This window comes from Ectothiorhodospira shaposhnikovii, assembly GCF_022227765.1.
Taxonomy (GTDB): Bacteria; Pseudomonadota; Gammaproteobacteria; order Ectothiorhodospirales; family Ectothiorhodospiraceae; genus Ectothiorhodospira.
Genome location: NZ_JAJMLZ010000006.1, coordinates 34949 through 60531, shown reverse-complemented (window position 1 = coordinate 60531; position 25583 = coordinate 34949). Strand labels below are relative to the sequence as shown.

Here is a 25583-nt window from a genome sequence, read left to right as displayed (position 1 = left end):
CACACCCGTCATACCGCGACAGTCACAGGTATTGCCATGCATCTTCCCAAGCCTCCCATTCTGCTGCCCCTGGGCGTCGGCCTTCGCCTGCTGCCGGACGCCGTCCATACCCGGGTCTTCTCCGCCCTCATGAATCACATGCTCAAGGGTCAGCCCGCCGCCGACGAACTGGGTCCCCTGGAAGGCAAGCGCATCTGCCTGGCGGTGACCGACCATTCCGGCAGCATCTGTTTCCGGGTCAAGGACGGCGGCGTCACCCACTGGGACTGCAAGAATCCCACTGACTGGGACGTGCGCATCCGTGGCCGTCTGGAAGACTTCTGGCGTCTGGCCACCCGCAGCGAGGACCCGGACACCCTGTTCTTCAGTCGTCGACTGGATCTGGAGGGGGAAACCGAGGCGGGTCTGTACCTGAAGAATCTGCTGGATACCGCCGAGCCGGACTGGGAAAGCCACATCCATGCGGTGCTGGGGCAGCGGGCCGGCACCAAGGCGGTGAAGATGCTCAACCATCTGGGCCTGGGCCGTTACCTGCCCGGCGGCCTCCACCCCACCAGCCACTGACGGAAAGCCGCCCGGCCGTCCAAACCGTGGGAGCGGGCCCTCCGCTCCCACGAAAAGTCAGTCCAGGATCTGCAGATCGGCGGGATGACGGATCCGGATGCGCGGCTGTCCCCGATGACTGTAGACCAGCCCCCGCCCCATTACCTCGCGCCCTCGCAACGTCGCCGGATCCAGGCCCGGGAAATGGACCATGTCCTCGTGGTCGATCCGGAAGGCCACATTCCCTTCCAGATTGATCCAGTGGGAACGCCCGCTCTCCCCCAGACGGACCACACGGCCCTCCACCCGCCGGAACCCCTCGGTGTCCGGCGGCAGTTCCTCCGCCCTGAACACCCGCAGATGGTCCTGCTCCCAGATTTTCAGCCCCGCCTCACGGGCCTGGGCCTCCGCGTCCCGGTAACATTGCAGATTCCAGTCATTGGGAGGGATGGTCAGCGCCACCGCCAGGCCGCGGGCCAGCAGTTCGGCATGGATGGGCCTGCCGTCCGGCGTGAACAGATGGGCCAGACGCCGCTGATAATGATCACGGCGCTCCTGGTCATGCACCAGCAATACCCGGTAGTCGTGGGACTCCAGGATCTCGACCAGGGCATCCCTGGCCTCGTGACCGAAGGGTTCGGCGCTGTTCTCCCGCCAGAAGATCTCCGGGGTATCCAGGCCGATCATGCGCACCCGGGTGCCGTCGGAAAGACGCACGGTATCCCCGTCATAGACATGGTTGACCCGCGCCTGTTCCACCCGCCCCGTGGGGCCGCCGCAGGACTCCGGCAGGGTCACGGCCTGGACTGCCCCGGCCGCAAACGCAACAAGGGCGCCGACCAGCAGCGCCCTTGTCTTCAAACCGTTCAATCGAGCCATGAATCCGGCCCGATCTTACATTCCGTAGCGACGACGGAACTTGTCCACCTGGCCGGCCGTATCGACGATCTTCTGCTTGCCGGTATAGAACGGATGGCAGGCGGAGCATACTTCCACCTGCAGGCTGTCACCGGCCTGGGTGGAACGGGTGGTGAACGTGTTACCGCAGCTGCAGCTCACGGTGACATCGTGATAATCGGGATGGATATCCGCCTTCATGAAAGCACCCTCGAAAGCCTGTATAGCGCCAAGAAAAGAGCGGCAATATACTGGATGCTCCCATCAGATACAAGGCGCGCGTGGATGGGCAGCCCCTTTAACCACCCCGCCGCCCCTTTTGCGAGTCATCCGTGAACCAGCTTTCCACTGCCATCCCTCCCCGCGTCGGTTTCATCAGCCTGGGTTGCCCCAAGGCCCTGTCCGACTCCGAACGCATTCTCACCCAGCTCCGCGCCGAAGGTTACGGCGTCTCTCCCAGCTATGCCGACGCCGATCTGGTGGTGGTCAACACCTGTGGCTTCATCGACGCCGCCGTCACCGAATCCCTGGACGCCATCGGCGAGGCCCTGGCGGAAAACGGTCGGGTCATCGTCACCGGCTGTCTGGGCGCGGACGCCGACCGGATCCGCGAGCGCTTTCCCCAGGTCCTGGCCGTCTCCGGCCCCCATGCCTACGAACAGGTCATGACGGCGGTGCACGCCCATCTGCCCGCCCCCCATGCCCCCTTCGAGAGCCTGGTGCCGCCCCAGGGCGTGCGTCTCACGCCCCGGCACTTTGCCTATCTGAAGATTTCCGAGGGCTGCAATCACCACTGCAGCTTCTGCATCATCCCCCGCTTTCGCGGCGACCTGGTCAGCCGCCCCGTGGGCGAGGTGATGCAGGAAGCCGAGAATCTGGTGGCCGCCGGCGTCAAGGAGCTACTGGTCATCTCCCAGGACTCCGGCGCCTACGGGGTGGACCTGAAATACCGCACCGGGTTCTGGGGCGGCAAGCCCCTGCGCACCCACATCCAGAGCCTGGCCGAGGCCCTGGGCAGCCTGGGGGTCTGGGTGCGAATGCACTATGTCTACCCCTACCCTCACGTGGATGACCTGATCCCGCTGATGGCGGATGGACGCATCCTGCCCTACCTGGACATCCCCCTGCAGCACGGCAGTCCCCGCATCCTCAAGGCCATGCGCCGACCGGCGGCCGCGGAACGGGTGCTGGAGCGAATCCGGCAATGGCGGGAGGTCTGCCCGGACATCACCCTGCGCAGCACCTTCATCGTCGGTTTTCCCGGCGAGACGGACGACGACTTCGAAACCCTGCTGGACTTTATCCGCGAGGCCCGGCTGGACCGGGTGGGTTGCTTCACCTATTCGCCGGTGGACGGCGCCCCCGCCAACGACCTGCCCGGCGCGGTACCCGAGGCGGTCAAGGAGGCGCGCATGGCCCGATTCATGGAGGTTCAGGCCGGGATCAGCGAGGCCCGGCTGGCGGAGAAGGTGGGGCGGCGGATGCGGGTACTGGTGGACGATCTGGACGAGGACGGCACCGCCATTGCCCGCTCCAGCGCGGACGCCCCGGAGATCGACGGTCTTGTCTTCGTGGAAGATGGAGAAGCATTGCGCCCCGGAGACTGGGCCGACGTGGAGATCATCGACGCCTCGGAACATGACCTGTTTGCCCGGCGAACAGAGGGAGAGGCCGGTCCGGCAAATTAAAGCTCCGTCATCCCCGTTAAAGATCCGTCATTCCCGCGAACGCGGGAATCCAGTCACGGACATTGAAAACATCCCGAACGCCCCCCTTCTCCCCCAAAGGAGACAAGGGGGGCGACACACCGTCAGGGCAGCAGATGCGCCACGCCGTCGCGCTCTTCCCGCAGTTCCTGTTCGGTCACGGTCATGCGCTCGCGGCTGAATGCATCAATCTCCAGCCCCTGCACGATGCTGTAATCACCATTCTTGCAGGTGACGGGGAAGGAGTAGATCAGACCTTCCTCGATGCCGTAACTGCCGTCGGAAGGCACGGCCATGCTCACCCAGTCGCCATCCGGCGTACCCAGGGCCCAGTCACGGATGTGATCAATGGCGGAGCTGGCGGCGGAAGCGGCGGAAGAAGCACCACGGGCCTTGATGATCGCGGCACCGCGCTGCTGCACGGTGGGAATGAAGTCGGTTTCATACCAGTCACGGGGCACCAGACCGGCAGCGGCGTCACCCTTCACGGTGGCCTGGCTGATGTCCGGATACTGGGTGGCGGAGTGGTTGCCCCAAATGATCATCTGACGGATGTCCGTGGTGGCGGCACCGGTCTTGCCGGCCAGCTGGGCCAGGGCACGGTTGTGATCCAGACGGGTCATGGCGGTGAAGTTGCGCGGATCCAGATCCGGCGCATTGCGCTGGGCGATCAGGGCATTGGTATTGGCGGGATTGCCCACCACCAGCACCTTCACCTGACGGCTGGCCACCGCGTTCAGGGCCTTGCCCTGCACGGAGAAAATGGCCGCATTGGCTTCCAGCAGGTCCTTGCGCTCCATGCCCGGACCACGGGGACGGGCACCCACCAGCAGGGCGTAATCCGCATCGGCAAAGGCCTCTTCCGGCTTGTCGGAGATCACCACGCCGGCCAGCAGCGGGAAGGCGCAGTCTTCCAGCTCCATCACCACGCCGCGCAGGGCGTCCATGGCCGGGGTGATTTCCAGCAGCTGCAGAATGACGGGCTGATCCTTGCCGAGCATGTCGCCGGAGGCGATGCGGAACAAGAGGCTGTAGGAGATCTGACCAGCCGCGCCGGTGACGGCAACGCGCACGGGGTTCTTCATGAAACTACCTCCAGAGTACTCGATGGGATGAACAAGGGCGGGATTCTAGCAGAAAGCACCCCCGCGCACCGGTAGGTCATTTCTTCTTGTCGGCATCACCGGCGCCCTGGGTAAACGCCTGCCAGAACATCTTCTGCATCGCGTCCATGTTGGCGATGCCGCTTTGCAGCATGGGCTGCATCAGGGCCAGGGCCTCGTAACCCTGCTGACCCTCGCGAATGCGCCGGGCCAGATCGTCCATCATCTCCTTCTGCAGCGGCGCCACGTCGGGCAGTCCGAGAAAGGCACGCAGTTCCTCCGGGGTGGCATCCAGCTCCACGGTCACCTTCATGACAACTCCTTCGCCGGACAGACGGCGGTTTTGGGATCAGAACTGCAAGTTAACAGATATCGCGCCCACGGGAAGCCTTCTCCCCGTGCCCGTCCTGATACAATCGAGCCGTGAACACGCCCACCTACCTTGTCGACACCAGCATCTTCATCTTCCGCGCCTGGTTCGCCCTGCCCGACACCCTCACCTGCCCCCGGGGTCAGCCGGTGAACGCGGTGGTGGGATTCATGAATTTCGTCCGCACCCTGATGCGGGAAGAACGCCCCGAACGGATTGCCTTCGCCTTCGACGAAGGACTGGGCAGGCACTACCGCCAGTCTATCTACCCCCCCTACAAGGCCCACCGGCCGCCGGCGCCGGAGGCCCTGAAACGCCAGTTCCGACTCTGCCGTGAACTGCTGGATGCCTGCGGCCTGACCACCCTGTCCAGCCGGGAGTTCGAGGCGGACGACCTCATCGGCACCCTGGCCGACCGTGAGCGCCGTGCGGGACGCACGGTGATCCTGGCCACCGGCGACAAGGATCTGACCCAACTGGTGCATGACGGCGACCTGTGGTGGGAACCGCGCCAAAACCGGCGCCTGGACCCCGGCGGCATCCGCAAGCTGCTCGGCGTCCGTCCGGACCAGGTGGCGGACCAGCTGGCCCTGGCCGGCGACAAGGTGGACAACATCCCCGGCATCCCCGGCGTGGGCATGAGTACCGCGGCCCGCCTGCTCCGGCGCACCGACACCCTGGACGCCCTGCTGGCGGACATCCCGGCCGTGGGCCACATGCCCATCCGCGGCGCCAGGCGGCTGATGGCGCTGATCGAAACCCACCAGGACACGGTGCGCCTGGCCCGGCGGCTGACGGGCATCCATTGCGGGATACCGCTGCCCGACGGACTGGACCTGCGACCCGGCCCCGGCGACGAGGACCGATGGCACTCCCTGCACGGGGAACTCGGCCTGGCGGGAACCCCGACCGCCCGGCCGCTGTCCCTATAACCCGACGCATTTCAGGCAAGTTTGCAACCATGTCATACCCAGGCCTCACACGACCCCTGCACTGCCTCTGCTGCCTGCTGCTCCTGGCCGGGCTGGCCTTGCCCGCCGGCCCGGCCGGTGCCCATCCCCATGCCTGGATCGACCTGGAGGTCACCGCCGTGTTCGATGGGTCCGGGCACGTCACCCGGCTGCACCAGACCTGGCTGATGGACCCCTTCTACAGCGTCTTCCTGCTGGACGAGATGGCCCACAACGCCGCCGGCGACACCCGGGAAGAAAAACTGGCCGACATCGCCCGTCAGGTGATCGAGAACCTCACCGACTACCATTTCTTCACTGAAATCCATCACGGTGAACAGGTCATCCGCGACGTGCGCGCCGAGAACCCGACCTTGAAGGAGATCAACGGGCGCCTGGCACTGAGCTTCAGCCTGCATTTCCGCCAGCCCGTGGACCCGGTCCGGGCACCCTTGCGCTACGCCGTCTTCGATCCCACCTATTTCATTGAAATCCTGCACGCCGAAAACACCGTGCCCCATCTGGAGGGTGGCTCGGAGCGCTGCGAGATCCGCATCCGTCAGCCCCGACCCGACCCGGTCATGGTGGCCAGGGCCATGGCCCTGGATTACGACCAGACCGGCGACCCGGATCTGGGCAAGCACTTTGCCGAACGGGCTGAAATCCGATGCACCGACTGATCATCCTCTGTCTGGCGGCCCTGCTGCTGCCCCTGCACGTCCATGCCTCGGCGCTGACCGGCGGCGGTCCGCCGCCCAGCGCGCCCGCTCAGCCGTTGATGCTGTTCGAGGACGAAGCCCCGTCGCAAGCCGGCTTGCGGGATCGCATGGTGGCCTGGGTCATCACCCAGCAGCGCCAGTTGCACCGCCGGCTGGCCGATGGCATGCAGCAGGTACGGGAAAACCCCGGCGCCGCCAGTGCGGGGGCGCTGATCCTGGTGAGCTTTCTCTACGGCATCTTCCATGCCGCCGGCCCCGGCCACGGCAAGGCCGTGATCACCACTTACCTGCTCACCCACCGCCAGCACTTGCGGCGCGCCCTGAGCCTGTCCTTTGCCTCGGCCATGCTGCAGGGCATCACCGCCATCGTGCTGGTATCCGGCGTCCTGCTCATCGCCGGCATGGCCGCCCGTGAAGCCATGGGCCGGGCCTACCTGCTGGAACAGATCAGCTTTGCCCTGGTGGCCTTGCTGGGGGCCTGGCTCAGTTTTCGGGCGGTACGGGGTTATCTGCGCCTGTATCGGGCGCCGGCACCGGCGCCAATCCAGCTGCAACCGCTCACCGTCGCCCCCCTGGCCGGCCATGGCCTGCGTCCCGTCCTGCCCCGGGACGTGACCCACCCCCACGGCCCCGGCTGCGGCTGTGGTCACGCCCACCACGTCACCCCCCGGCAGGCCGCCGAGGCGGGCAGCCTGTCCGCCATGATCGCCACCATCGTGGCGGTGGGCATCCGGCCCTGCACCGGCGCCATCCTGGTGCTGGTGGCCGCCCATCTGCTGGGTTTATGGCTGGCGGGCATCTTCGCTGTCCTGGCCATGTCCCTGGGCACGGCCATCACCGTGTCCGTCCTGGCCATCCTGGCCGTCAAGGCCCGCCATCTGGCAGTCCGACTGGCGGGCGGCGGCGAATACCGGGCCATGGCCTGGGCGGGCCAGACCATCACCCTCATGGGCGGACTGCTGATCCTGGGCCTGGGCCTGATGCTGCTCGCCGGCAGCCTGGGCAGCGCGGGGAGCCATCCCCTTGGCCTCTAGACCCGGACCAGCACCCCGACGGCCCGCCCGGCCGCCACGCAACCCTCCGACCCGCGTCATTCTGCTGAACAAGCCCTACGATGTCCTCACCCAGTTCACCGACGGTCAGGGGCGTCGCACCCTGGCCGACTTCGTTCCCGTCCCCGGCGTCTACGCCGCCGGCCGACTGGACCGGGACAGCGAGGGTCTGGTGGTACTGACCAACAATGGTCGCCTGCAGGCCCGCATCACCGATCCGGCCCATCACATGAGCAAGACCTACTGGGTGCAGGTGGAAGGGGTGCCGGACCCGAAGGCCCTCCACACCCTGGCAACGGGGGTGCGGCTCAAGGACGGCCCGACCCGACCGGCCGAGGTACGGATCATGGATGAACCGGCGGGACTCTGGCCGCGGAGCCCGCCCATCCGTGAGCGCCGCCACATCCCCGTCACCTGGCTGGAACTGACCCTCCATGAAGGCCGCAACCGACAGGTCAGGCGCATGACCGCCGCGGTGGGCCACCCCACCCTGCGTCTGATCCGCCACCGGATCGGCACCTGGACCCTGGACGGACTGGCGCCGGGACAGTGGCGGGAGGCCTGAAGATCCGGCAACGGCAGCCCCCCCCTTGCACGACCCGGGATTGCCACTTTAAAGTCGCATCTTAAGAAGGGTTCGGAACACACCAGGAAGATTCAAAGCATTCGTCATTCCCGCGAAAGCGGGAATCCGGTAACACACCGAACATTCTGGACTCCCGCCTTCGCGGGAGTGACGGAAAAGGGCTTATCCGATGTTCCTCCAAGGTCGCCATCTCCCCAAGCCTACGCCGGTCCACCCGGAAGGGGTTACATCCATGTCATCGCGTCGTCTGACGGGCTACCTGCTCCCGCTGCTGATCCTCCTCTCCGGCCCGGCCACGGCCACGGCCACGGCCCTCACCACCGGCACCGACGCCCAGCGCGAACGTTTCGTGCAAACGGAACGTGCCCTGCAGCAGGGCAATCGCGCCGCCTTCCAGCAAGGCGTGCGGGAGCTGCAGGACTACGCCCTGCTGCCCTACCTGATCCATGCCGACCTCAACGCCCGCTTCCCGCGGATCGAGCCGGCCGAACTGGACCGGTTCCTGGAGCGCTGGGGCGACAGTCTCCTGGGCCAGCGCCTGCGCACCCGCTGGCTCGGCCATCTGGCCGGGCAGGGTCGCTGGGAAGACTACCTGCGTTATTACCAGGACGGCCTCGGTGCCACCTACGCCTGCCAGTACCACAACGCCCTGCTCAGGACCGGTCGCCGTGACCAGGCCCTGGACGGCGTGGAAACCCTCTGGCTGGTGGGGCGCTCCCAGGTCAGCGAGTGCGATCCAGTGTTCAATGCCTGGCGCGAGGCGGGCCGCCTGACACCCCAGCTCGCCTGGGAGCGCTTCCGGCTGGCGATGGAGGCCGGTCAGCCCGGCCTGGCCCGCTACCTGCGCCGCTACATGCCCGAAAGTGACCGGGTGTGGGCCGACCGCTGGCTCAGTCTTTACGAAGACCCCGCCGGCCTTGCCCGCATCCAGTGGCGGGCCGATGCCCACCCGGGGGCCCGCGATGCCATTGCCCAGAGTTTCAACCGGCTGGCCCGACGCGACCCCCGCGAGGCCCTGACCCTGTGGGAGTCCGACCGGCGGGACTGGGGCATGGCACGGGAAGATGCCTACGAGACCCTGCGCTTCATCGCCCTGCGCCTGACCCTGCGGGAAAGGCAGGATGCCCTGCCCTATCTGGCCTCCCTGCCCGATGCGGTGTTCGATGACCTGCTGCGGCAATGGCAGCTCCGGGCCGCCTTGGCCAAGGGCGACTGGGAGACCGTCGCCAAGGCCGTCACCCGCATGAGCGGTGAGGCCCGGCAGGAGGCCGCCTGGCGTTACTGGCACGCCCGCGCCCTGGAACAGATGGGAGACCACCGGGGTGCCCGGGCCCTCTACGACGGCGTCAGCGAGGAACGCAACTTCTACGGTTTCCTGGCCGCCGACCGTCTGGAACGCCCCTACCGCATCGGTCACCGTCCGCTGGACGTCACTCCCGACCGCATGGCGCGGGTCAGCGAGGACCCGGGGCTGGCCCGCTCCCTGGAAATGCTCGCCCTGGGCCGTCTCATCGACGCCCGGCGGGAATGGATACATCTGCAGAATCGCCTGCAGCAACGGGACCGGGGCGACCTGGAGGCACTGGCCCTGATCGCCGGACAGATCGGCTGGCATGACCGGGCCATCTTCGCCGCCGCCCGCGCCCAGCATTTCGACGACATCGACCTGCGCTTCCCCCTCGCCCATGCCCCCCTGATCATGGAAAGGGCCACGGCACAAGGCATCAATCCGGCCTGGGCCATGGCGGTGGCCCGGCAGGAAAGCGCCTTCATGCAGGACGCCCGTTCCCATGCCGGCGCCATGGGTCTGATGCAGATCATGCCGGATACCGGTCGCGCCATGGCCCCCCATGTGGGCGCCACGGTCAGCAATCCCATGCAGTTGCTGGACCCGGACCTGAACGTGAGCATCGGCACCTACTATCTGCGCCGCAACCTGGACAACTTCGGCGGCCATCCCATGCTCTCCACGGCGGCCTACAACGCCGGGGCCGGTCGCGTGCGCTCATGGCTGCCCCGGGACGAGGAAATCCCCGCCGATGTCTGGGCCGAACTGATCCCCTTCTCCGAGACCCGGGATTACGTCAAGCGGGTGCTGGCTTACAAGATCCTGTACGAGGTGCGCATGGGCATGAGTCCCACCACCCTGAGCAGCATCCTGCCCCCGGTGACGCCTGCCGCCCGCCTGAGCCAGTCCCAGGTGCAGCACCAGGCCCGCTGGAGCGGCGCCAACGGCGGCCGTCCGGCGGTGAATGCCTACTGCGATGCCCCGGGCTATACGGACACGCCCTGCCTGTGAGGCATTTCCGTTGCCCTGAAAACCACCGTCACCTCACCTCCGCCAGCAACCGCCGGGCCACCCGCTCCGACTGCCCGGCATACCCCCCGCCGAACAGATTGAAGTGATTGAGCAGGTGATAAAGGTTGTACAGATCCCGCCGCACCCGGTAACCCGGGTCCAGGGGCCAGGCAGACTCATAGGCGGCATAGAACTCGGGGCCGCAACCGCCGAACAGCTCGGTCATGGCCACGTCTGCCTCCCGGTCACCGTAATACACCGCCGGATCGAAGATCACCGGCCGACCCTCCCGGTCGGTGTCGTGGTTGCCGCTCCACAGATCCCCGTGCAGCACTGAAGCCACAGGACGGTAGCCCGGAAACAAGGCCGGCAATCCCTCCATCAACCGCTCCACGGCATCGATCAGGCCCGCCCCGCCCCCGACCTTTGCAGCCCGACGGATCTGGAAGCCCAGCCGATGCTCCCGATAGAACACCACCCAGTCGTCACACCAGGGGTTGATCTGGGGGGTGCTGCCGATGGTGTTGTCCCGGTGCCAGCCGAAACGGGGGGCCACATGCCGGTGCAGCGCCGCCAACTGTTCCCCGAACAGGGCCGGGCGCGACGGTCCCCCCAGGGGCACATGCTCCATCACCAGGAAGCTGCGCCCCTCGACCACCCCGTGGCACAGGGGCTCGGGCACCCGGATCGCCCCCGGCGTCCGCAGGGCCAGCAGGCCTTCCGCCTCGGCGGCGAACATGTGGGCCAGGTCGGGGCGATTGAGCTTGACGAAGAAGCCACGACCGTCCTGCCCCTGCAGCACGGCGGTTTCATTGATGCATCCCCCGGCCGCGCCGCGCCGGTCCCGAAGCACAAAGGGACTGCCGGAGGCCCGGGAGATCTCGTCGCACAGGGCGGACAACAGGGTCACGGGGCCACCAGCCTGCCAAACACATCTCCGGCACGGGTCTCCCGCAACACCGTCCACCCCGCCGGCAGTTCCGTCTCCGGCTCCGACAGGGCCTGTTCCAGATACAGGCGCGCCCCGGGCCGCAGCAGACCGGGACGGCTCAGATGCGCCAGACAATCGGGCAACAGCCCCTTGCCATAGGGCGGGTCCAGAAACACCAGGTCAAAGGATTCGTCACAGGCGGCCAGATAGGCCAGCCCATCCCGCGCCATGACCTGGACCCGGTCCGTCTCCAGGACTTCCACCTGGGCTCCGAGATGGGCGGCCACCCGGGCATCCCGCTCCACCATCACCACCCGCGATGCCCCCCGGGAGGCGGCCTCGAACCCCAGCGCCCCGCTGCCGGCAAACAGGTCCAGACAGCGGGCGCCCTGGATCACCGGCTGCAGCCAGTTGAACAGGGTTTCCCGTACCCGGTCCGGGGTGGGACGCAGGCCGGGGCCATCGGGCACCGACAGCCGCCGACTGCGCCACTCGCCGCCGATGATGCGCAACCGCCCCGGCGCGCCGCGCCGGGGCGGCTTCGATACACGGGCCCGCATCAACCCTCCCCACCGACGATGACCGTCACCAGACGGTCCGGATCCACACGGCGCCCGAAGGCCTCGTTCACCGTGGCCGGATCCAGGGCCTCCACCTGGTCGGTGAAGGTGTCCAGATAGTCCAGCGGCAGGCCGTAAAAGCCCATCATCGCCACGTGATCCAGGATCCCCGAGTTGCTGGCGGTGCGCAGGGGGAAACCGCCGACGATATTGGACTGGGCGGCCTTGAGTTCGTCCTCGTCCAGCCCCGAGGCCACAAAGTCCTCCAGGGTCCGGCGCATCACCGCCACCGCCTCGTCCGCCTGGGCGGCCTGGGTCTGCACCCCCATCAGAAAGGGTCCCGCCGCCGCCATGGGCGAGAAATAGCTGTAGACGCTGTAGGCCAGGCCCCGCTGGGTGCGGACCTCCTCCATCAGCCGGGAGGTGAAACCGCCGCCACCCAGGCGATGATTGCCCACATACAGGGGGAAATGGTCCGCATCCCCCCGGGCCATCCCGGGATGGCCCATGAAGACATGGACCTGCTCGGAAGGAAAGCTCACCCGGATGGTTTGCCCTGCCTCGGGCATGGCCACCTCGGGCAGGGCCGGGGCCGCCTCCCCCGCCGGCAGGGCGGCGGCGATGCGCTCGGCCAGGGCCTCGGCCTGGGACCGGTCCAGCCCGCCCACCAGGGCCAGGATGCCGTTACGGGCCACATAGTAGGTCTGATGGAAGGACTTCAGCTGTGCCGGGGTGATGCCGGCCAACCCGTCCTCGGTACCCAGGGGAGAATGGGCGTAGGGATGCCCGGCATAGACCGTCTCAAAGAAGGTGCGACCGGCAATGGCGCCCGGGTTCTGCTGCTGGGCCTGGAGGGCAACCAGAGCCTGGCGCCGGGTACGGTCCAGTCCCCGCTGGGAAAACGCGGGTTGACCCACCACGGTCACGAAGGTCTCCACCGCCGTCTCCAGCCAGTCGGGCTCGGTCAGGCTGCGCAAGTTGAGGATGGCCATGTCCCGCTCCGAAGTGGCACCGAACTGGGCGCCCACCCCTTCAAAACGTTCGGCAATGGTGTCGGCATCCCAGTCGCCGGCACCGTCCCGCAGCAGGGTGTTGGTCAGACGGGCCAGGCCGGGGTGATCACCATCCCGGGCGCTGCCGGCATTGAACACCAGTCGGGCATCCACCATGGGCAGGGCCGGAGAAGGCACGAAGTAGACCTTGAGGCCGTTTTCCGTCTCCCAGTGCTGGACCGCGGAGGCGGCGGAGGCCGTCATGGGCACGAGCAGCACCAGCAGGAGCAGGCCTGTCCATCCGGATCGTTTCAGGGCTGACGGGAAGAAAAATGTCGTCATGGCATGTTCCTTGAGAATGGCGAATCAGACGATCAGCGCAGATGGCCGTCGAAATATCCCGGCGGGTTTTCCGGATCAATGGGCAGCGGGTCCAGCCAGGCCACCGTGCGCCGATCCACATCGAAATAGCGCCGGGCCACCGCCTGCACCTGCTCCGGCGTCACCGCCCGGATGCGTTCGGCAAACTCGTCCCCCAGCTGCCACGGCAACCCCACGCTCTCCAGCATTCCCAGCCCCATGGCCTGCCCCTGGATGGAATCCCGGCGATAGACCTCCCTGGCCACCACCTGGGCCTTCACCCGTTCCAGTTCAGCGGTGCTGACCAGTTCATCCTTCATGCGTTCCAGAGCCTCGGTGAGGGCGGCTTCCACCTCGGCCCGGTCCACGCCGGCGGATGGCGTGGCACTGAGCATGAACAGGGTATCCAACCGGGACAGGGGGCTGTAACCGGCCCCGGCAGAGGCCACCAGTTCCCGCTCGCGCACCAGCTCCCGGGAGAAACGGGCGCTCTCGCCGCCGTCCAGCACCCCGGCGGCCACCTGCAGGGCATAGGGCACCCAGTCTTCCTCGGCGGTCATGATCACCGGCACCTTGTAGCCCATCAAAAGATAGGGAACCCGCGCCGGCGCCCGCACCGTGATCCGTCGTTCGCCCAGCTGCGGGGTCTCGGTGCGGGATTTCACCGCCGGCAGATCCCGCGCCGGGATGGGGCCGAAATGGGTCCTGGCCAGGTCGTGCACGGCCTCCGGTTCCACGTCGCCCACCACCACCAGGATGGCGTTGTTGGGGGCATACCAGCGGTCATACCAGTCCCGCAGATCGGCCACCGTGTATTCGTCGATGTCCACCATCCAGCCGATGACCGGAATCCCGTAGGGGCTGTTCAGCCAGGCAACGGCATTGAAGTGCTCGAAGGTCAGGGCATTGGGATTGTCCTCGGTGCGCAGGCGCCGCTCCTCCCGCACCACCCGCATCTCCTGGATGAACTCATCCTCCGGCAGAGCCAGATGCTGCATCCGGTCGGCTTCCAGCTTCAGGGCCGTCTCCAGATGTTCGGCGGCCAGTTGCTGGAAATAGGCCGTGTAGTCCCGGCTGGTGAAGGCATTCTCCCGCCCGCCCAGGGCGGCGATGATGCGGGAGAATTCCCCGGCGGGATGGGTGTCGGTACCCTTGAACATCATGTGTTCCAGGGCGTGGGAGATCCCGGTGATACCCCCGTGCTCATGACTGGAACCCACCCGGTACCAGACCATGGACGACACCACCGGCGCCCGCTGATCCGGCAACACCAGCACCTTCATGCCGTTATCCAGCATGAATTCATGGACAGGGCTTCCCTGATCGGCCTGGAGCCAGAGCGGCACCAGCAGGAGCAGCAGCAGACCTATGCGCGGCATCTTATGTTTCATTTCGGCAGACGTCCCTCAGTGGTAGGATGTGCATTCTTGAACACCGTAGACCTCATCAGCGCATGTTCGGTTTCCGCAAGAAGAAAAAGCCCGTAGACCAGCCCAAGCAGGCTGCCGAGCCCGTGGAGTCCCTGGAAATCATCGAGGGGCTTGAGATCATCACGCCCCTCGAGGGTATCAGGTCTCCCCGGGACCGAGGCAAGGCCACGCCGGTGCCGCCGCCCGTGAGCCCCGCTGCCGCCAAACCGGAACCGGCATCCAGCCCGGCCGCGAAAGCACCCGCCGCCGAAGCGCCCACACCGGTGATCGAGCCGACCGCCCCCCGGCAGGAAACCGCCAAGCCGACGGCGCCGGCCACGGCAGCGCCCCCGGCGGCCTTGAAACCCCCGCCCGAGATCAAGCCCGAACCCAGCCCCCCGGTGATGCCGACCGGTCTGCCGAAAACGCCCGACCCGGCATCCCCCGGCCTGGAGGCCGACAAGCAGGCGGAGGCTGAAAAGGCCGGGAAGATCGAGAAGACCGAGAAGATCGAAACGGCCGATACAGGCGAGGAAACCTCGAAATCGGGCCTGTTCTCCCGCCTGCGCAAGGGGCTGTCCAAGACCTCATCCACCCTCACCGAGGGCATGGCGGGCCTGGTCCTGGGCAAGAAGACCATCGACGACGAACTGCTCGAAGAGCTGGAGACCCGATTGCTCATGGCCGACGTGGGTATCGAGGCCACGGAAACCATCCTGGAAGGCCTCACCCGGCGCGTCGCCCGCAAGGAACTCAAGGATGCCGAGGCCCTGGTCAAGGCCCTGGAAGCGGCCATGGTGGACGTGCTCAAGCCGGTGCAGAAGCCCCTGGCGATCGATGCCGGGAAAAAGCCTTATGTGATCCTGGTACTGGGCATCAACGGTGCCGGCAAGACCACCACCATCGGCAAGCTCACCCACCATCTGCGTCGGCAGGGCAAGTCGGTCATGCTGGCGGCCGGCGACACCTTCCGGGCCGCCGCGGTGGAGCAGCTGCAGACCTGGGGTGAGCGCAACCAGGCCACGGTGATCGCCCAGGGCCAGGGTGCGGATTCGGCGTCGGTGATCTTCGATGCCTGGCAGGCCGCCAAGGCCCGAGGCATGGATGTGCTCATCGCCGATACCGCCGGTCGTCTGCACACCCAATCCAACCTGATGGATGAATTGAAGAAGGTGAAGCGGGTGATCCAGCGCCAGGCCCCCGACGCCCCCCACGAGGTGCTGCTGGTGGTGGACGCGGGTACCGGCCAGAACGCCCTCAACCAGGCTCGGGAATTCCATCAGGCCATGGATCTCACCGGTATCGCCGTCACCAAGCTGGACGGCACCGCCAAGGGCGGCATCCTGTTCGCCATCGCCGAACGGGTGGGTGTGCCGGTGCGTTTCATCGGCGTGGGGGAAAAGATCGAGGATCTGCGGGAGTTCAACGCCGAAGACTTTGCCAGGGCCTTGCTGTCGGATCGGGACTAGGTCCGCGCTTCCATGATCCTGCTGCGCAACGTCACCAAGCGCTACCCCAACGGCCATGAAGCCCTGTCCCGGATCAACCTGAGCCTGGACCGGGGCGCCATGGCCTTCCTCACCGGCCACTCCGGGGCCGGCAAGAGCACCCTGCTCAAACTCATCTCGCTGATCGAGCGCCCCAGCCGGGGCCAGATCGTCGTCAACGGCCAGAACCTGGAATCCCTCTCCGCCCGTCAGGTGCCCTACTTCCGGCGCCAGATCGGCATCATCTTCCAGGATCACCACCTGCTCCACGACCGCAGCGTCTTCGACAACGTGGCCCTGCCCCTGGTGATCCAGGGCTACCGGCAACAGGAAATCGCCCGCCGCGTCCGCGCCGCCCTGGACAAGGTGGGGCTGCTGCACAAGGAAAATGCCGAACCCGTCACCCTGTCCACCGGCGAACAGCAGCGGGTGGGCATCGCCCGCGCGGTGGTCCACAAGCCCGCCATCCTGCTGGCGGACGAACCCACCGGCAACCTGGACCCCCACCTGTCCCGGGAGATCATGCAGCTGTTCTTGCGCTTCAACCAGGTGGGAACCACGGTCATGATCGCCAGCCACGACCTGAACCTGATCTCGTCCCTGGGCAAACCCATGGTGCATCTCCATGAAGGACGGCTGCACCGCCGGGAGGCCGAGGCATGAGACGTCGCCGCGCCCTGACCCTGCCGCCGGTCCATGCCCGGTTCCAGGCCTATGGCATCAATCACCTGCGGGCACTGGTGTTCAGTCTGGGCAAGCTCTACCGTGCCCCCTTCTCCAGCGCCCTGACCCTGCTGGTGATCGCCGTCGCCCTGACCCTGCCGACCCTGCTTCATGTGTTCCTGAACAACCTGCAACAGGCCACGCCCCAGTGGTCGCAGACGGCCCAGATTTCGGTGTTTCTCGAAGATTCGGTGGCGGATGCCCAACTGCCGGCCCTGGCCGCCCGTCTGGCCCAGCGGGCCGACGTGGCCGAGGCCCTGCCCGTTACCCGCGCCCAGGCCCTGGAGGAGTTCCGTGCCCACTCCGGTTTTGCCGAAGCCCTGGATACCCTGGGTGAAAATCCCCTGCCGCCGCTGATCCTGGTGACACCGGCCCTGGAGCACCGCTCCACGGCCGCCCTGGAAGGACTGGTCAATGCCCTGAACCACATGCCGGAGGTTTCCCGGGCGCTCCTGGACCTGCAATGGGTCCAGCGTCTGTTTTCCATCATGGAAGTGTTGCAACGGTCCATGGTGGTGCTGTCCCTGCTGCTGGGATTGGGCGTGCTGCTGGTGGTGGGCAACACCATCCGGCTGGACGTGCAGAATCGACGGGAAGAGATCGAAGTGGCCAAGCTGGTGGGGGCCACGGATGCCTTCATCCGACGGCCGTTTCTCTATGGTGGGTTATGGCTGGGGCTGGGTGGTGCCATGATGGCGGTGGTGATCGTGGCGATCACCATCCTGCTGCTGTCCGGTCCGGTGCAAACCCTGTCGCAGCTCTACGGTGGGGAATGGCGCCTCGACGGCCTGGGTTTTCGGGGCACCCTGACCCTGCTCGGCCTGGGCGCCCTGCTGGGACTGGCGGGATCATGGATCACGGTGAACCAGCACCTGCGCCACATCGAACCCCGTTAAGGATGCCCTGAACCCAAGCGGGAGCTAAGCCACCATCGCCTGCCGCAGCTTGCGAATGGAATTGTTCTCCAACTGCCGGATCCGCTCCGCCGAGACGCCGTACTCCGCCGCCAACTCATGGAGGGTCGCCTTCTCCTCCGCCAGCCAGCGGCGCGCCAGGATGGCCCGGCTGCGCTCGTCCAGGGCCGCCAAGGCCGCCTGCAGACGCGTCTGGTGATAGCTGTCCCAGTCGGAACGCTCCATCAGCATGGCCGGGTCGCCCTCGTGGTCCATCAGCACATCGGCCGGGGCGGCGGTGTAGGTGCCTTCGTCTTCCGGCTCCGGATCAAAACTCACGTCATGACCGGCCAGGCGGGACTCCATCTCCACCACCTCCCGGGCGGAGACACCCAGATCATTGGCCACGGTTTCCACCTCGTCCTGACTGAACCAGCCCAGACGCTGCTTGGCGCCGCGCAGGTTGAAGAACAGCTTGCGCTGGGCCTTGGTGGTGGCCACCTTGACGATGCGCCAGTTGCGCAGCACGAATTCATGAATCTCGGCCCGGATCCAGTGCACGGCAAAGGAAATCAGGCGCACGTTCATGTCCGGGTCAAAGCGCTTGACCGCCTTCATCAGGCCGATGTTGCCCTCCTGGATCAGATCCCCCAGGTTCAGGCCGTAACCGGAATAGCCGCGGGCGATATGCACCACGAAACGCAGGTTATGCATCACCAACTTGCGGGCGGCTTCAAGGTCCTGTTCGTCCCGCAGACGGCGGGCCAGCGCCTGCTCTTCCTCGGCCTCCAGCACCGGCAGCCGGTTGACGGCCGAGATGTAGCTGTCCAGATCCCCGACCGGGACAGCAAGGTGATTGGCAGCCGGAGTCAGTGCGGTTGTCATGGATTGCGGTCCTCCCCAATTCCAAGCGGAATGCTGCGAGTTTAGCACTCGCGAAGTTGGAGTGCTAACCGTGTTGGAGAGTTCCCGCCCCCCTCACCCCAACCCCGGCTCAACGCCCAAACAGAATTACGGACAGAAAACTCAGCCAGGACACCACCACCAGCGCCACAATGAACGTCATGGCCGCATTGTCAAAACTGAACATGGGGTGATTCAGCACCGGCAGACGCCGCAGCGCCCGCCCCCAATCAGCCAACTTGTGCATCGTCAACTTGTTCATCACTCGCCCTCCCCGGAACCGGGTCTGTCATCCCGACGACGGCGCGGAATCCGCGGATCATCGTCATCCATGAGGATCCGGTGTGCCGGACCCTCCATGTCGTCGTATTGCCCGGACCGCACCGTCCACAGGAACGCCACCAGGGCCAGGCCGAGAAAAATCATCCCCAAGGGGATCAGAATGTAGAGCATCTCCATCAGCGCGAATCCCGTAACCGTAGTGCATTCACCACCACCAGCAGCGAACTCAGGGACATCCCCAGGGCCGCCAGCCAGGGAGTGAGCAGGCCCGCCGCCGCCACCGGCAGCGCCAGGGCGTTGTAGCCGATGGCCCAGCGGATGTTCTGCCGGATCACGGCCACCGTCTCCCGGGCCTTGTCCAGACCGGCCGGCAGTACCCCGGGCTGATCCCGATACAGGATCATGTCCGCCCCCGACTGGGCCAACTGGGTCCCGCCCGCCATGGCCACCGATACATGGGCCTTGGACAGCACCGGGGCATCATTGACGCCGTCCCCCACCATGGCCACCGTCCGGCCCGCCGACTGCAACGCCTCCAGGGCCGTCAGCTTGTCCGCCGGGGACAGCCCGCCCCGGGCATCCTCGATCCCCAGTTGCCGGGCAAGAAAGGACACCGCCGCCGGGGCATCCCCGGAGAACAGGTGCACGGTGATGCCCCGTGCCTTGAGTCCCGCCACGGCTTCCAGGGCGTCCGGGCGGGTGCGGTCCTCCAGCACGAAGGCCGCCAGCAGGCCCTGGTCGTCGCCCAGCACCACATGCCCCCCATGGGGCCATTGTTCGGCCAGACGCGGGTCATCCTGAGTATCGGGGCCGAGTTCACGGACAAAATCCGGCGCGCCGATGCGCAGCCGACGGCCCCGGATCACCCCTTCCATGCCCCGGCCGGGATGGGCACGGACCTCCCCGGCGGCCTCCACCGAAGACGGACCGCCGCTCGACCCGACCCGCTGGAACACCCGCCCCACCGGATGCTCGGAACCGGCCTCCAGGATGCGGGCATATTCCAGGCAACCGGCTTCATCCACATCCCCCAGCACCGCCACCTTCCGCAGGCTCAGGCGCCCCTCGGTCAGGGTCCCGGTCTTGTCGAACACCACATCCGTGATCCCGGCCAGGTGTTCCAGGGCCTGACCCCGGGCCGTCAGCAGGCCGCGGCCGGTCAACGCCCCGGTGGCCGCCGTGATCGCCGCCGGGGTGGCCAGGGCCAGGGCGCACGGACAGCTCACCACCAGCATGGTCACCATCACCCAGAAGGCGCGAGCCGGATCCACCCACAACCACCACACCAGGCCCGTCACCAGGGTCAGCAACAGGACCGCCGCCACGAACCCACCCGTACCCCGTTCCGCCAGCAGGGCCATGGGGGGCTTTTCCGTCTGCGCCCGCTCCAGCAGGCGCTGGATGGACGAGAGCACCGTATCCTGACCCACCTTGGCCACCCGCATCACCAGGGGGCTTTCCACATTCACCGTGCCGCCCACCAGGGCATCCCCCGTCGCCCGGCGTCGGGGCAGGCTCTCGCCGGTGAGCAGGGATTCGTCCACGCTGGAGGTTCCCGAAAGCACCACGCCGTCCGCCGGCACCGGTGCCCCGGGCCGGATCCGCACCCGGTCTCCGGGCAGCAGCTCGGTCACCGGCACCTCCTCGTCCCCGTCGTCCCCGACGCGCGTGGCCACCGCCGGCAACAGCCGCCCCAGGGATTCGGTGGCCTGACCCGCCCGCTGGCGGGCCGCCATCTCCAGATAGCGGCCGGTGAGCAGGAAGAACACGAACATGGTCACCGACTCGAAATACACATGCTCCGGATGACCGGTCACCGTGGCCCAGACACTGGCGAAAAAGGTAGAGCCGATGGCCAGGGCCACCGGCACGTCCATTCCCAGGCGTCGCCGGCGCAGGTCCCGCCAGGCGGACACAAAGAAACCGGCACCAGCATAGAACACCACCGGTGCCGCCACCAGCATGGCCACCCAGCGCAGGAACTGCATCATGTCTTCCTGGCCGGGCACCCCATGGCCCAGCCACAGGGCCACGGCGATCATCATCACCTGCATCATCCCCAGGCCCGCCACCGCCAGACGCCGCAAGGCCCGGTCCCGCTCCTTGCGAAAGACCGCCTCCTGGCGTCCGGGATCAAACGGATGGGCCCGGTAACCGATCTCCGTGATGGCCCGAAGGATGGCACTGAGGCTGATCCGGCTCTGATCCCATCGCACCCGGGCGCGATGGGTGGAATAGTTCACGGCAAAGGACACCACCCCCGGCAAAGCCTGCACATGGCGTTCGCTCAGCCAGACGCAGGCGGCACAGACAATACCCTCCAGCATCAGCGAGGCCTCCCGCAGGTTCCCCGGCGTCACATGCACAAAACTGCGCTGTACCTGCTCGCTGTCGTAGAGGGCCAGGGCATCCAGGGCCGCGGCGGGATCCGGCGGGGCGCCGGCCTTTTCCGTGCGGTGGCGGTAATAATCCCCCAGACCGGCATCGATGATGGCCGCCGCCACCGCACGGCAGCCCGGGCAGCAGAAGCCCCGGATCTCGCCGTCCACGGTCAGGCTGAAATCGCTGCCGGCGGGCACCGGCAGGCCGCAATGAAAGCAGTCCCGGGCCTCCCCCGGGGCGTCGGCTTCCAGGGTGGATTGCAGGACTGCGTTCACCCTTCACGCACCGAGGTCACGCCGCGCTGTTCGTGCAGGTTTTCCCCTTGGCGGACCTGCAAAAGCAGATCCCAGCGGCCGGGGGCGGGAAAGCGCAACTGGGCCTGATACAGACCGGGACCGATCTCGGTCATCTGAAACGGCTGATCCAGGCGTTCATCGGAGGGGCGCATGAACTCCCCCATCACCTGGGCTCGGCTGATCGGGGCGCCGGTACGGTCCGTGACCTTCACCTGAAAGATGCTGTCCTTGTCCAGACGCGGGGCCTCCAGCCAGCCCTGACGCACCTGCCAGCCCCGCTCGGCCTGGATCCGGGCCTGTTCCATGTATTTCTGGGCCAGGGCCTGGTTCTTGTGGGAGATGTGGGCGGCGGTGCCGGGAAAGAACGACGTCACCTGCTCGGCGCCGCTGCGAGGTTCGGGCAGGAGCCGTCCCACCATGCCGCTGGGCATGCCCTGGTGGGCCAGGGTCACGAGGATGCCGTTGACGGTGGCGATGACGATGAAGAAGCCGACGATGGTGGCGGGTGCCCAGTGGATGCGCAGCCGACCAGCCTGCCGGCTGTCGCGGGCCTTCTGGTTTTCCAGCTGGGACATGATGATGCCCAGGCCATAGGGGGTGATCACGTAGAGGGCCAGATGGATGGCGAAGACATCGGCGCCGGGCCAGAACACAATGGAGACGGGGATGAACACCAACAGCACCGCCGCCAGCACCGTGAGGGACACCTGATAGGCCCGCAGCCGGGTGAAGCGGTAGAGGATGAAGAACAGCACCATGGCGGCGCCGACGCCAAGACCCAGGCTGAGGACGAGTGAATCCATGATCGTGTCTCCGGTTAAAACCTATCTCAGTATGAACTGCGACCCCACCAGCACCGGGTCCAGACCCTCCGGCATCACCGGCACCAGCTCGAACACCAGCGCCTGCTGACGCGCCGCCCCCGGCGGGGCCTGATAACGCACCCGGGCCAGCAACGTGGTCCGATGCTCCGGCATCAGCGTCACCTGTTCGATCCGGCCCATGTCCAGCACCGCCCCGTCCAACCCCGACACCCGTACCTCCAGGGTCATGGGATATTGGGTCTTGTTGTTCACCTTGATCTCGTAACTGTTCTGGATCGAACCGTCCGACAGACGCACGAACAGCGGCTGACGGACCTGACTCACCGAGGCATCCAGCGGCGCCTGATGGGCCACCCCCCACGCCAGCAGCAGGGTGATCAGCAACAGCGGCACCCCGTAACCCAGGGTCTTGGGCTTGAGCAGACGGGTCCGCTGGCCCGCCAGGGCATGCTCGGAGGTGTACCGCACCAACCCCCGGGGCCATTTGAGACGATCCATCACCGCATCACAGGCATCCACGCACAGGGCGCAGTGGATGCACTGATACTGCAGGCCATCCCGAATATCGATCCCCACCGGACACACCTGCACACAGTAATCACAGTCGATGCAGTCACCCACCCCGCCCTCCCTGCGCGCGGCAAGGTCACGGCCACCGCCCCGCAACGTGGCCCGACCCGCGGTGCCCTCCCCCCGATCCCGGTCATAGGAAATGATGAGGGTGTCCCGGTCGAACATCACGCTCTGGAACCGGGCATAGGGACACATGTAAGTGCACACCTGCTCCCGGAGCACCCCGGCCAGCAGCCAGGTGGTCAGGGTGAGCAACCCGGTGGTCGCATAGGCGGCAAAGGGGGCCTGCCCGGTGAAAAAGGCCGCCGCCAGGGCGGGTGCGTCGGCCCAATACAGGGTGAAGGTCAGCCCGGTGAGAAAGGCCACCCCCAGCCAGACCGCGTGGGTTGCCCCCTTTTTCAGGAGTCGCCCCGCCGTCCAGCCCGACCGGTCCAGACGCATCCGCGCCCCCCGGTCACCCTGGATGGCCCGCTCGATGGCCATGAACACGTCGGTCCACAGGGTCTGGAAACAGAAATAGCCGCAGAACACCCGTCCCGCCAGCCCGGTGACCATGAACAGCAACAGGGCCAGGATGATGAGCACCGCCGCCAGCCAGAAGATGTCCTGGGGATGCACCAGCAGATCGAAGAGGTAGAAACGTCTGCCGGGGATGTCGAACAGCACCGCCTGGTCAGGCCCGAATGCCCGTTCCCAGCGGAGCCAGGGCAACAGGAAGAACACCCCGTAGGCCAGGGCCAGAACGGCCCATTTCAGGTTGCGAAAACGACCCTTGACACTGCGTGGATAGATGGGAATACGGGCCTGGTATTGCTCGGACATTGCATCTCCATACCGCGTTTAAAGCCCCCCGCCCAACTGATGCACATAGGTGGCCAGCACCCGGATCTCCGCCGGGGACAGGCGATCACCGAAGGCGGGCATCTCCCGTTGTACCCCGCGCAGGATCAGATCCCGGACCAGGGCCTGACGCTCGGCATGACTTTGCGCGCCCGTCACATCGATGTTCTGCCAGATGTCGTTGGTCAGATTCGGCGCCCCCTGAGACTTGAGGCCCAACCCCTCGCGGCCATGACAGGCATAACAACCGCCCTCGTAACCCTGGAAGATGGCCCCGCCCAGGGATACCTGCTCCGGGTCCCCGCCCTCGTGCCCGGCCAGACTCAGCACATAGGCGGCCACCGCGTCGGCCTGCTGGTCATCGAAGGTTTCACGATAAGGAGGCATGTAGCCCATCCGCCCCCGGGTAATGGTCTGTTCGATGGCCTGGATGGTCCCGCCCCAGTGCCAATTATCGTCCGCCAGATTCGGATACAGACCGATGATGCCCGCCCCGCCGGTCTGATGGCAGGCGGCACAGAAGTCACCGAAGATCCCCCGGGCATAGGAATTCACGAACGCCAGCATGTCCGTATCGGACAACACCGTGTCATGGTCGGCCTCGGCGATCACCTGCAGGAACTCCCGCTGGCGCACCGCCGCGTCACCGGTCTGCATATCCCGCAACAGCAGGGCCCGACTGTTCCAATGACTGCGCTGGGGCTCGCCCTCCACCTCGTAGTTGATCCAGGCAACCCCCTTGGTATACGTGCCGGCGATGGGCCAGGCGGGATACAGCAGCCAGTAAATCAGGGAAAACACCACCGTGGCATAGAAGCTCCACAGCCACCAGCGGGGCAAGGGATTGTTGTACTCGCGCAGGTCACCATCCCAGACATGGCCGGTGGTCTCCACTTCCCCCGGCTTGCCGGGGGCCGACTGCTGCTCGTGTCCGGGCTCGTTCATGAGTGTTTCCCGTCTTGGCGCTTTTGATCCGGTTCATCGTCGTCAAAGGGAATGAACCGGTAGGACTCCAGCCGCTCCGACCGCTTGCGGCTGGAAAACAGATAAATCAAGATGCCGACGAAGGTGCTGAAGAACAGCAGCAGGGCCACCATCTTGCTGTTATTGAGATCCGTGATCCAATACCAGAGATCCATAAGAACTCCCGAAAACTACCTGAATTCCACGAAGTACCCTTCGTCATACCGGGTGAAGTCCACCAGGGTCCCCAACATCTGCAGATAGGCCACCATGGCATCCATCTCCGTGATCCGGGAAGGGTCCCCGTCATAGTTGCCGCGACGGGCCTGGGCCTCCAGATTCTCCCGGGCGCGGGTAATGTCCAGCTGCCGGGCCGTTTCCTCGCCGAAGCGCTCCACGTTGGCGGCGAACTCCTCCTCGGTCAGGGAATACGGCACCCCGGCGATGCGCAGGGCGCGCATGCGCCGTTCGATGTCGTCATAGCGCAGATCCCGGCGCGCCAGCCACGGATACCCGGGCATGATGGATTCGGGCACCACGGCACGGGGGTCGATCAGATGGCGCACATGCCAGTCGTTGGAATACTTGCCCCCCACCCGGGCCAGGTCCGGGCCGGTGCGCTTGGAACCCCACTGGAAGGGATGGTCATACATGGACTCCGCCGCCAGGGAGTAATGCCCGTAACGCAGCATCTCGTCCCGGAACGGACGGATCATCTGGGAGTGACAGGTGTAACAGCCTTCACGCACATAGAGATCCCGGCCCCGCAGTTCCAGCGGCGTGTAGGGACGCACCCCTTCCACCTCCTCCACGGTATCGTCGATGTAGAACAGGGGCACGATCTCCACCAGCCCCCCGATGCTGATCACCACCAGGGTCAACGCGATCAGCAGGCCGGCATTGGTTTCTATGGTTTCATGTTTCATGACTGTGCAGCTCC

Annotated in this window: 27 protein-coding genes; 10 read left to right on the top strand and 17 right to left on the bottom strand. The window is 66.4% G+C overall.

Annotation, left to right across the window (positions count from 1 at the left end):
• Positions 1 to 36: 36 nt before the first annotated feature.
• Positions 37 to 564 (top strand): ubiquinone anaerobic biosynthesis accessory factor UbiT, encoded by a 528-nt coding sequence (gene ubiT / locus LQD11_RS09350; RefSeq protein ID WP_238617305.1) that lies wholly within the window; start codon positions 37 to 39, stop codon positions 562 to 564.
• Between the two features lie 57 nt (positions 565 to 621).
• Here the strand turns inward: ubiT and LQD11_RS09345 are convergent, their stop codons facing one another.
• Positions 622 to 1422: a thermonuclease family protein gene (locus tag LQD11_RS09345; RefSeq protein WP_238617304.1), complete on the bottom strand. Its 801-nt coding sequence runs from the start codon at positions 1420 to 1422 to the stop codon at positions 622 to 624.
• 15 nt (positions 1423 to 1437) lie between these two features.
• Positions 1438 to 1641: a 50S ribosomal protein L31 gene (rpmE, locus tag LQD11_RS09340; protein ID WP_008931923.1), complete on the bottom strand. Its 204-nt coding sequence runs from the start codon at positions 1639 to 1641 to the stop codon at positions 1438 to 1440.
• 131 nt (positions 1642 to 1772) lie between these two features.
• Between rpmE and rimO the strand changes: the two genes are divergently transcribed.
• Positions 1773 to 3128: a 30S ribosomal protein S12 methylthiotransferase RimO gene (gene rimO / locus LQD11_RS09335; RefSeq protein WP_238617303.1), complete on the top strand. Its 1356-nt coding sequence runs from the start codon at positions 1773 to 1775 to the stop codon at positions 3126 to 3128.
• 122 nt (positions 3129 to 3250) lie between these two features.
• On the opposite strand, the gene LQD11_RS09330 is transcribed toward rimO, so the two are convergent.
• Together LQD11_RS09330 and LQD11_RS09325 are read right to left on the bottom strand one after the other, a co-directional pair.
• A complete protein-coding gene (locus LQD11_RS09330) occupies positions 3251 to 4231 on the bottom strand; it encodes a malate dehydrogenase (protein WP_238617302.1) in 981 nt (326 codons plus the stop codon).
• A 76-nt stretch (positions 4232 to 4307) separates the two neighbouring features.
• Positions 4308 to 4562 (bottom strand): DUF6489 family protein, encoded by a 255-nt coding sequence (locus LQD11_RS09325; protein WP_238617301.1) that lies wholly within the window; start codon positions 4560 to 4562, stop codon positions 4308 to 4310.
• A 110-nt stretch (positions 4563 to 4672) separates the two neighbouring features.
• Here LQD11_RS09325 and LQD11_RS15690 point away from each other — a divergent pair, with 110 nt between their 5' ends.
• The 5 genes from LQD11_RS15690 to LQD11_RS09300 all read left to right on the top strand — a co-directional run bounded on the left by LQD11_RS15690 (position 4673) and on the right by LQD11_RS09300 (position 10225).
• A complete protein-coding gene (locus tag LQD11_RS15690; protein ID WP_238617300.1) occupies positions 4673 to 5551 on the top strand; it encodes a 5'-3' exonuclease in 879 nt (292 codons plus the stop codon).
• 29 nt (positions 5552 to 5580) lie between these two features.
• Positions 5581 to 6249: a DUF1007 family protein gene (locus LQD11_RS09315; protein WP_008931918.1), complete on the top strand. Its 669-nt coding sequence runs from the start codon at positions 5581 to 5583 to the stop codon at positions 6247 to 6249.
• Positions 6237 to 7322, top strand: coding sequence for a nickel/cobalt transporter (locus LQD11_RS09310; RefSeq protein ID WP_238617299.1), 1086 nt, complete (start codon positions 6237 to 6239; stop codon positions 7320 to 7322). The genes LQD11_RS09315 and LQD11_RS09310 overlap by 13 nt, the downstream gene beginning before the upstream one ends.
• A gap of 58 nt (positions 7323 to 7380) precedes the next feature.
• Entirely contained in the window at positions 7381 to 7905 is a 525-nt protein-coding gene (locus tag LQD11_RS09305) for a pseudouridine synthase (RefSeq protein ID WP_238617480.1), read from the top strand.
• 253 nt (positions 7906 to 8158) lie between these two features.
• Positions 8159 to 10225 (top strand): transglycosylase SLT domain-containing protein, encoded by a 2067-nt coding sequence (locus LQD11_RS09300; protein WP_238617298.1) that lies wholly within the window; start codon positions 8159 to 8161, stop codon positions 10223 to 10225.
• A gap of 28 nt (positions 10226 to 10253) precedes the next feature.
• Here the strand turns inward: LQD11_RS09300 and LQD11_RS09295 are convergent, their stop codons facing one another.
• From LQD11_RS09295 to LQD11_RS09280, 4 genes are read right to left on the bottom strand one after another with little or no spacing between them, the layout of a single operon-like run.
• Complete coding sequence (locus tag LQD11_RS09295; RefSeq protein WP_238617297.1) at positions 10254 to 11135, bottom strand: fructosamine kinase family protein; 882 nt, start codon at positions 11133 to 11135, stop codon at positions 10254 to 10256.
• Positions 11132 to 11716, bottom strand: coding sequence for a 16S rRNA (guanine(966)-N(2))-methyltransferase RsmD (gene rsmD, locus LQD11_RS09290; protein ID WP_238617296.1), 585 nt, complete (start codon positions 11714 to 11716; stop codon positions 11132 to 11134). Before rsmD ends, LQD11_RS09295 begins: the two co-directional genes overlap by 4 nt.
• On the bottom strand, positions 11716 to 13050 hold the full coding sequence (locus LQD11_RS09285) for a M16 family metallopeptidase (protein WP_238617295.1): 1335 nt from the start codon (positions 13048 to 13050) through the stop codon (positions 11716 to 11718). The genes rsmD and LQD11_RS09285 overlap by 1 nt, the downstream gene beginning before the upstream one ends.
• A 32-nt stretch (positions 13051 to 13082) precedes the next feature.
• The gene (locus tag LQD11_RS09280; protein ID WP_238617294.1) at positions 13083 to 14447 is read right to left on the bottom strand and encodes a M16 family metallopeptidase; all 1365 of its coding nucleotides are present in this window, start codon (positions 14445 to 14447) and stop codon (positions 13083 to 13085) included.
• Between the two features lie 434 nt (positions 14448 to 14881).
• Here LQD11_RS09280 and ftsY point away from each other — a divergent pair, with 434 nt between their 5' ends.
• The 3 genes from ftsY to ftsX are packed head-to-tail and all read left to right on the top strand — an operon-like array spanning position 14882 to position 17583.
• Positions 14882 to 15946: a signal recognition particle-docking protein FtsY gene (ftsY, locus tag LQD11_RS09275; protein WP_238617479.1), complete on the top strand. Its 1065-nt coding sequence runs from the start codon at positions 14882 to 14884 to the stop codon at positions 15944 to 15946.
• Between the two features lie 12 nt (positions 15947 to 15958).
• Positions 15959 to 16627 (top strand): cell division ATP-binding protein FtsE, encoded by a 669-nt coding sequence (ftsE, locus tag LQD11_RS09270; RefSeq protein ID WP_238617293.1) that lies wholly within the window; start codon positions 15959 to 15961, stop codon positions 16625 to 16627.
• Positions 16624 to 17583 carry a permease-like cell division protein FtsX gene (gene ftsX / locus LQD11_RS09265; RefSeq protein WP_238617292.1) on the top strand — a complete coding sequence of 320 codons (960 nt, stop codon included), beginning with the start codon at positions 16624 to 16626 and terminating at the stop codon, positions 17581 to 17583. The genes ftsE and ftsX overlap by 4 nt, the downstream gene beginning before the upstream one ends.
• Positions 17584 to 17607: 24 nt before the next feature.
• Here the strand turns inward: ftsX and rpoH are convergent, their stop codons facing one another.
• The 9 genes from rpoH to ccoO form a co-directional block, all read right to left on the bottom strand.
• Positions 17608 to 18465 carry an RNA polymerase sigma factor RpoH gene (rpoH, locus tag LQD11_RS09260; protein WP_238617291.1) on the bottom strand — a complete coding sequence of 286 codons (858 nt, stop codon included), beginning with the start codon at positions 18463 to 18465 and terminating at the stop codon, positions 17608 to 17610.
• 109 nt (positions 18466 to 18574) lie between these two features.
• A complete protein-coding gene (locus LQD11_RS09255; RefSeq protein ID WP_200173398.1) occupies positions 18575 to 18745 on the bottom strand; it encodes a hypothetical protein in 171 nt (56 codons plus the stop codon).
• Positions 18745 to 18942 (bottom strand): cbb3-type cytochrome oxidase assembly protein CcoS, encoded by a 198-nt coding sequence (gene ccoS, locus LQD11_RS09250; protein ID WP_008931905.1) that lies wholly within the window; start codon positions 18940 to 18942, stop codon positions 18745 to 18747. The genes LQD11_RS09255 and ccoS overlap by 1 nt, the downstream gene beginning before the upstream one ends.
• On the bottom strand, positions 18942 to 21422 hold the full coding sequence (locus LQD11_RS09245) for a heavy metal translocating P-type ATPase (protein WP_238617290.1): 2481 nt from the start codon (positions 21420 to 21422) through the stop codon (positions 18942 to 18944). The genes ccoS and LQD11_RS09245 overlap by 1 nt, the downstream gene beginning before the upstream one ends.
• The gene (locus LQD11_RS09240) at positions 21419 to 22246 is read right to left on the bottom strand and encodes a FixH family protein (RefSeq protein WP_238617289.1); all 828 of its coding nucleotides are present in this window, start codon (positions 22244 to 22246) and stop codon (positions 21419 to 21421) included. Before LQD11_RS09240 ends, LQD11_RS09245 begins: the two co-directional genes overlap by 4 nt.
• A 21-nt stretch (positions 22247 to 22267) precedes the next feature.
• Positions 22268 to 23662: a cytochrome c oxidase accessory protein CcoG gene (gene ccoG, locus LQD11_RS09235; RefSeq protein ID WP_238617288.1), complete on the bottom strand. Its 1395-nt coding sequence runs from the start codon at positions 23660 to 23662 to the stop codon at positions 22268 to 22270.
• An 18-nt stretch (positions 23663 to 23680) separates the two neighbouring features.
• A complete protein-coding gene (gene ccoP, locus LQD11_RS09230) occupies positions 23681 to 24625 on the bottom strand; it encodes a cytochrome-c oxidase, cbb3-type subunit III (protein ID WP_238617287.1) in 945 nt (314 codons plus the stop codon).
• Entirely contained in the window at positions 24622 to 24819 is a 198-nt protein-coding gene (locus LQD11_RS09225; protein WP_238617286.1) for a cbb3-type cytochrome oxidase subunit 3, read from the bottom strand. The genes ccoP and LQD11_RS09225 overlap by 4 nt, the downstream gene beginning before the upstream one ends.
• Positions 24820 to 24834: 15 nt before the next feature.
• Positions 24835 to 25569, bottom strand: coding sequence for a cytochrome-c oxidase, cbb3-type subunit II (ccoO, locus tag LQD11_RS09220; RefSeq protein ID WP_238617285.1), 735 nt, complete (start codon positions 25567 to 25569; stop codon positions 24835 to 24837).
• Positions 25570 to 25583 lie beyond the last annotated feature (14 nt).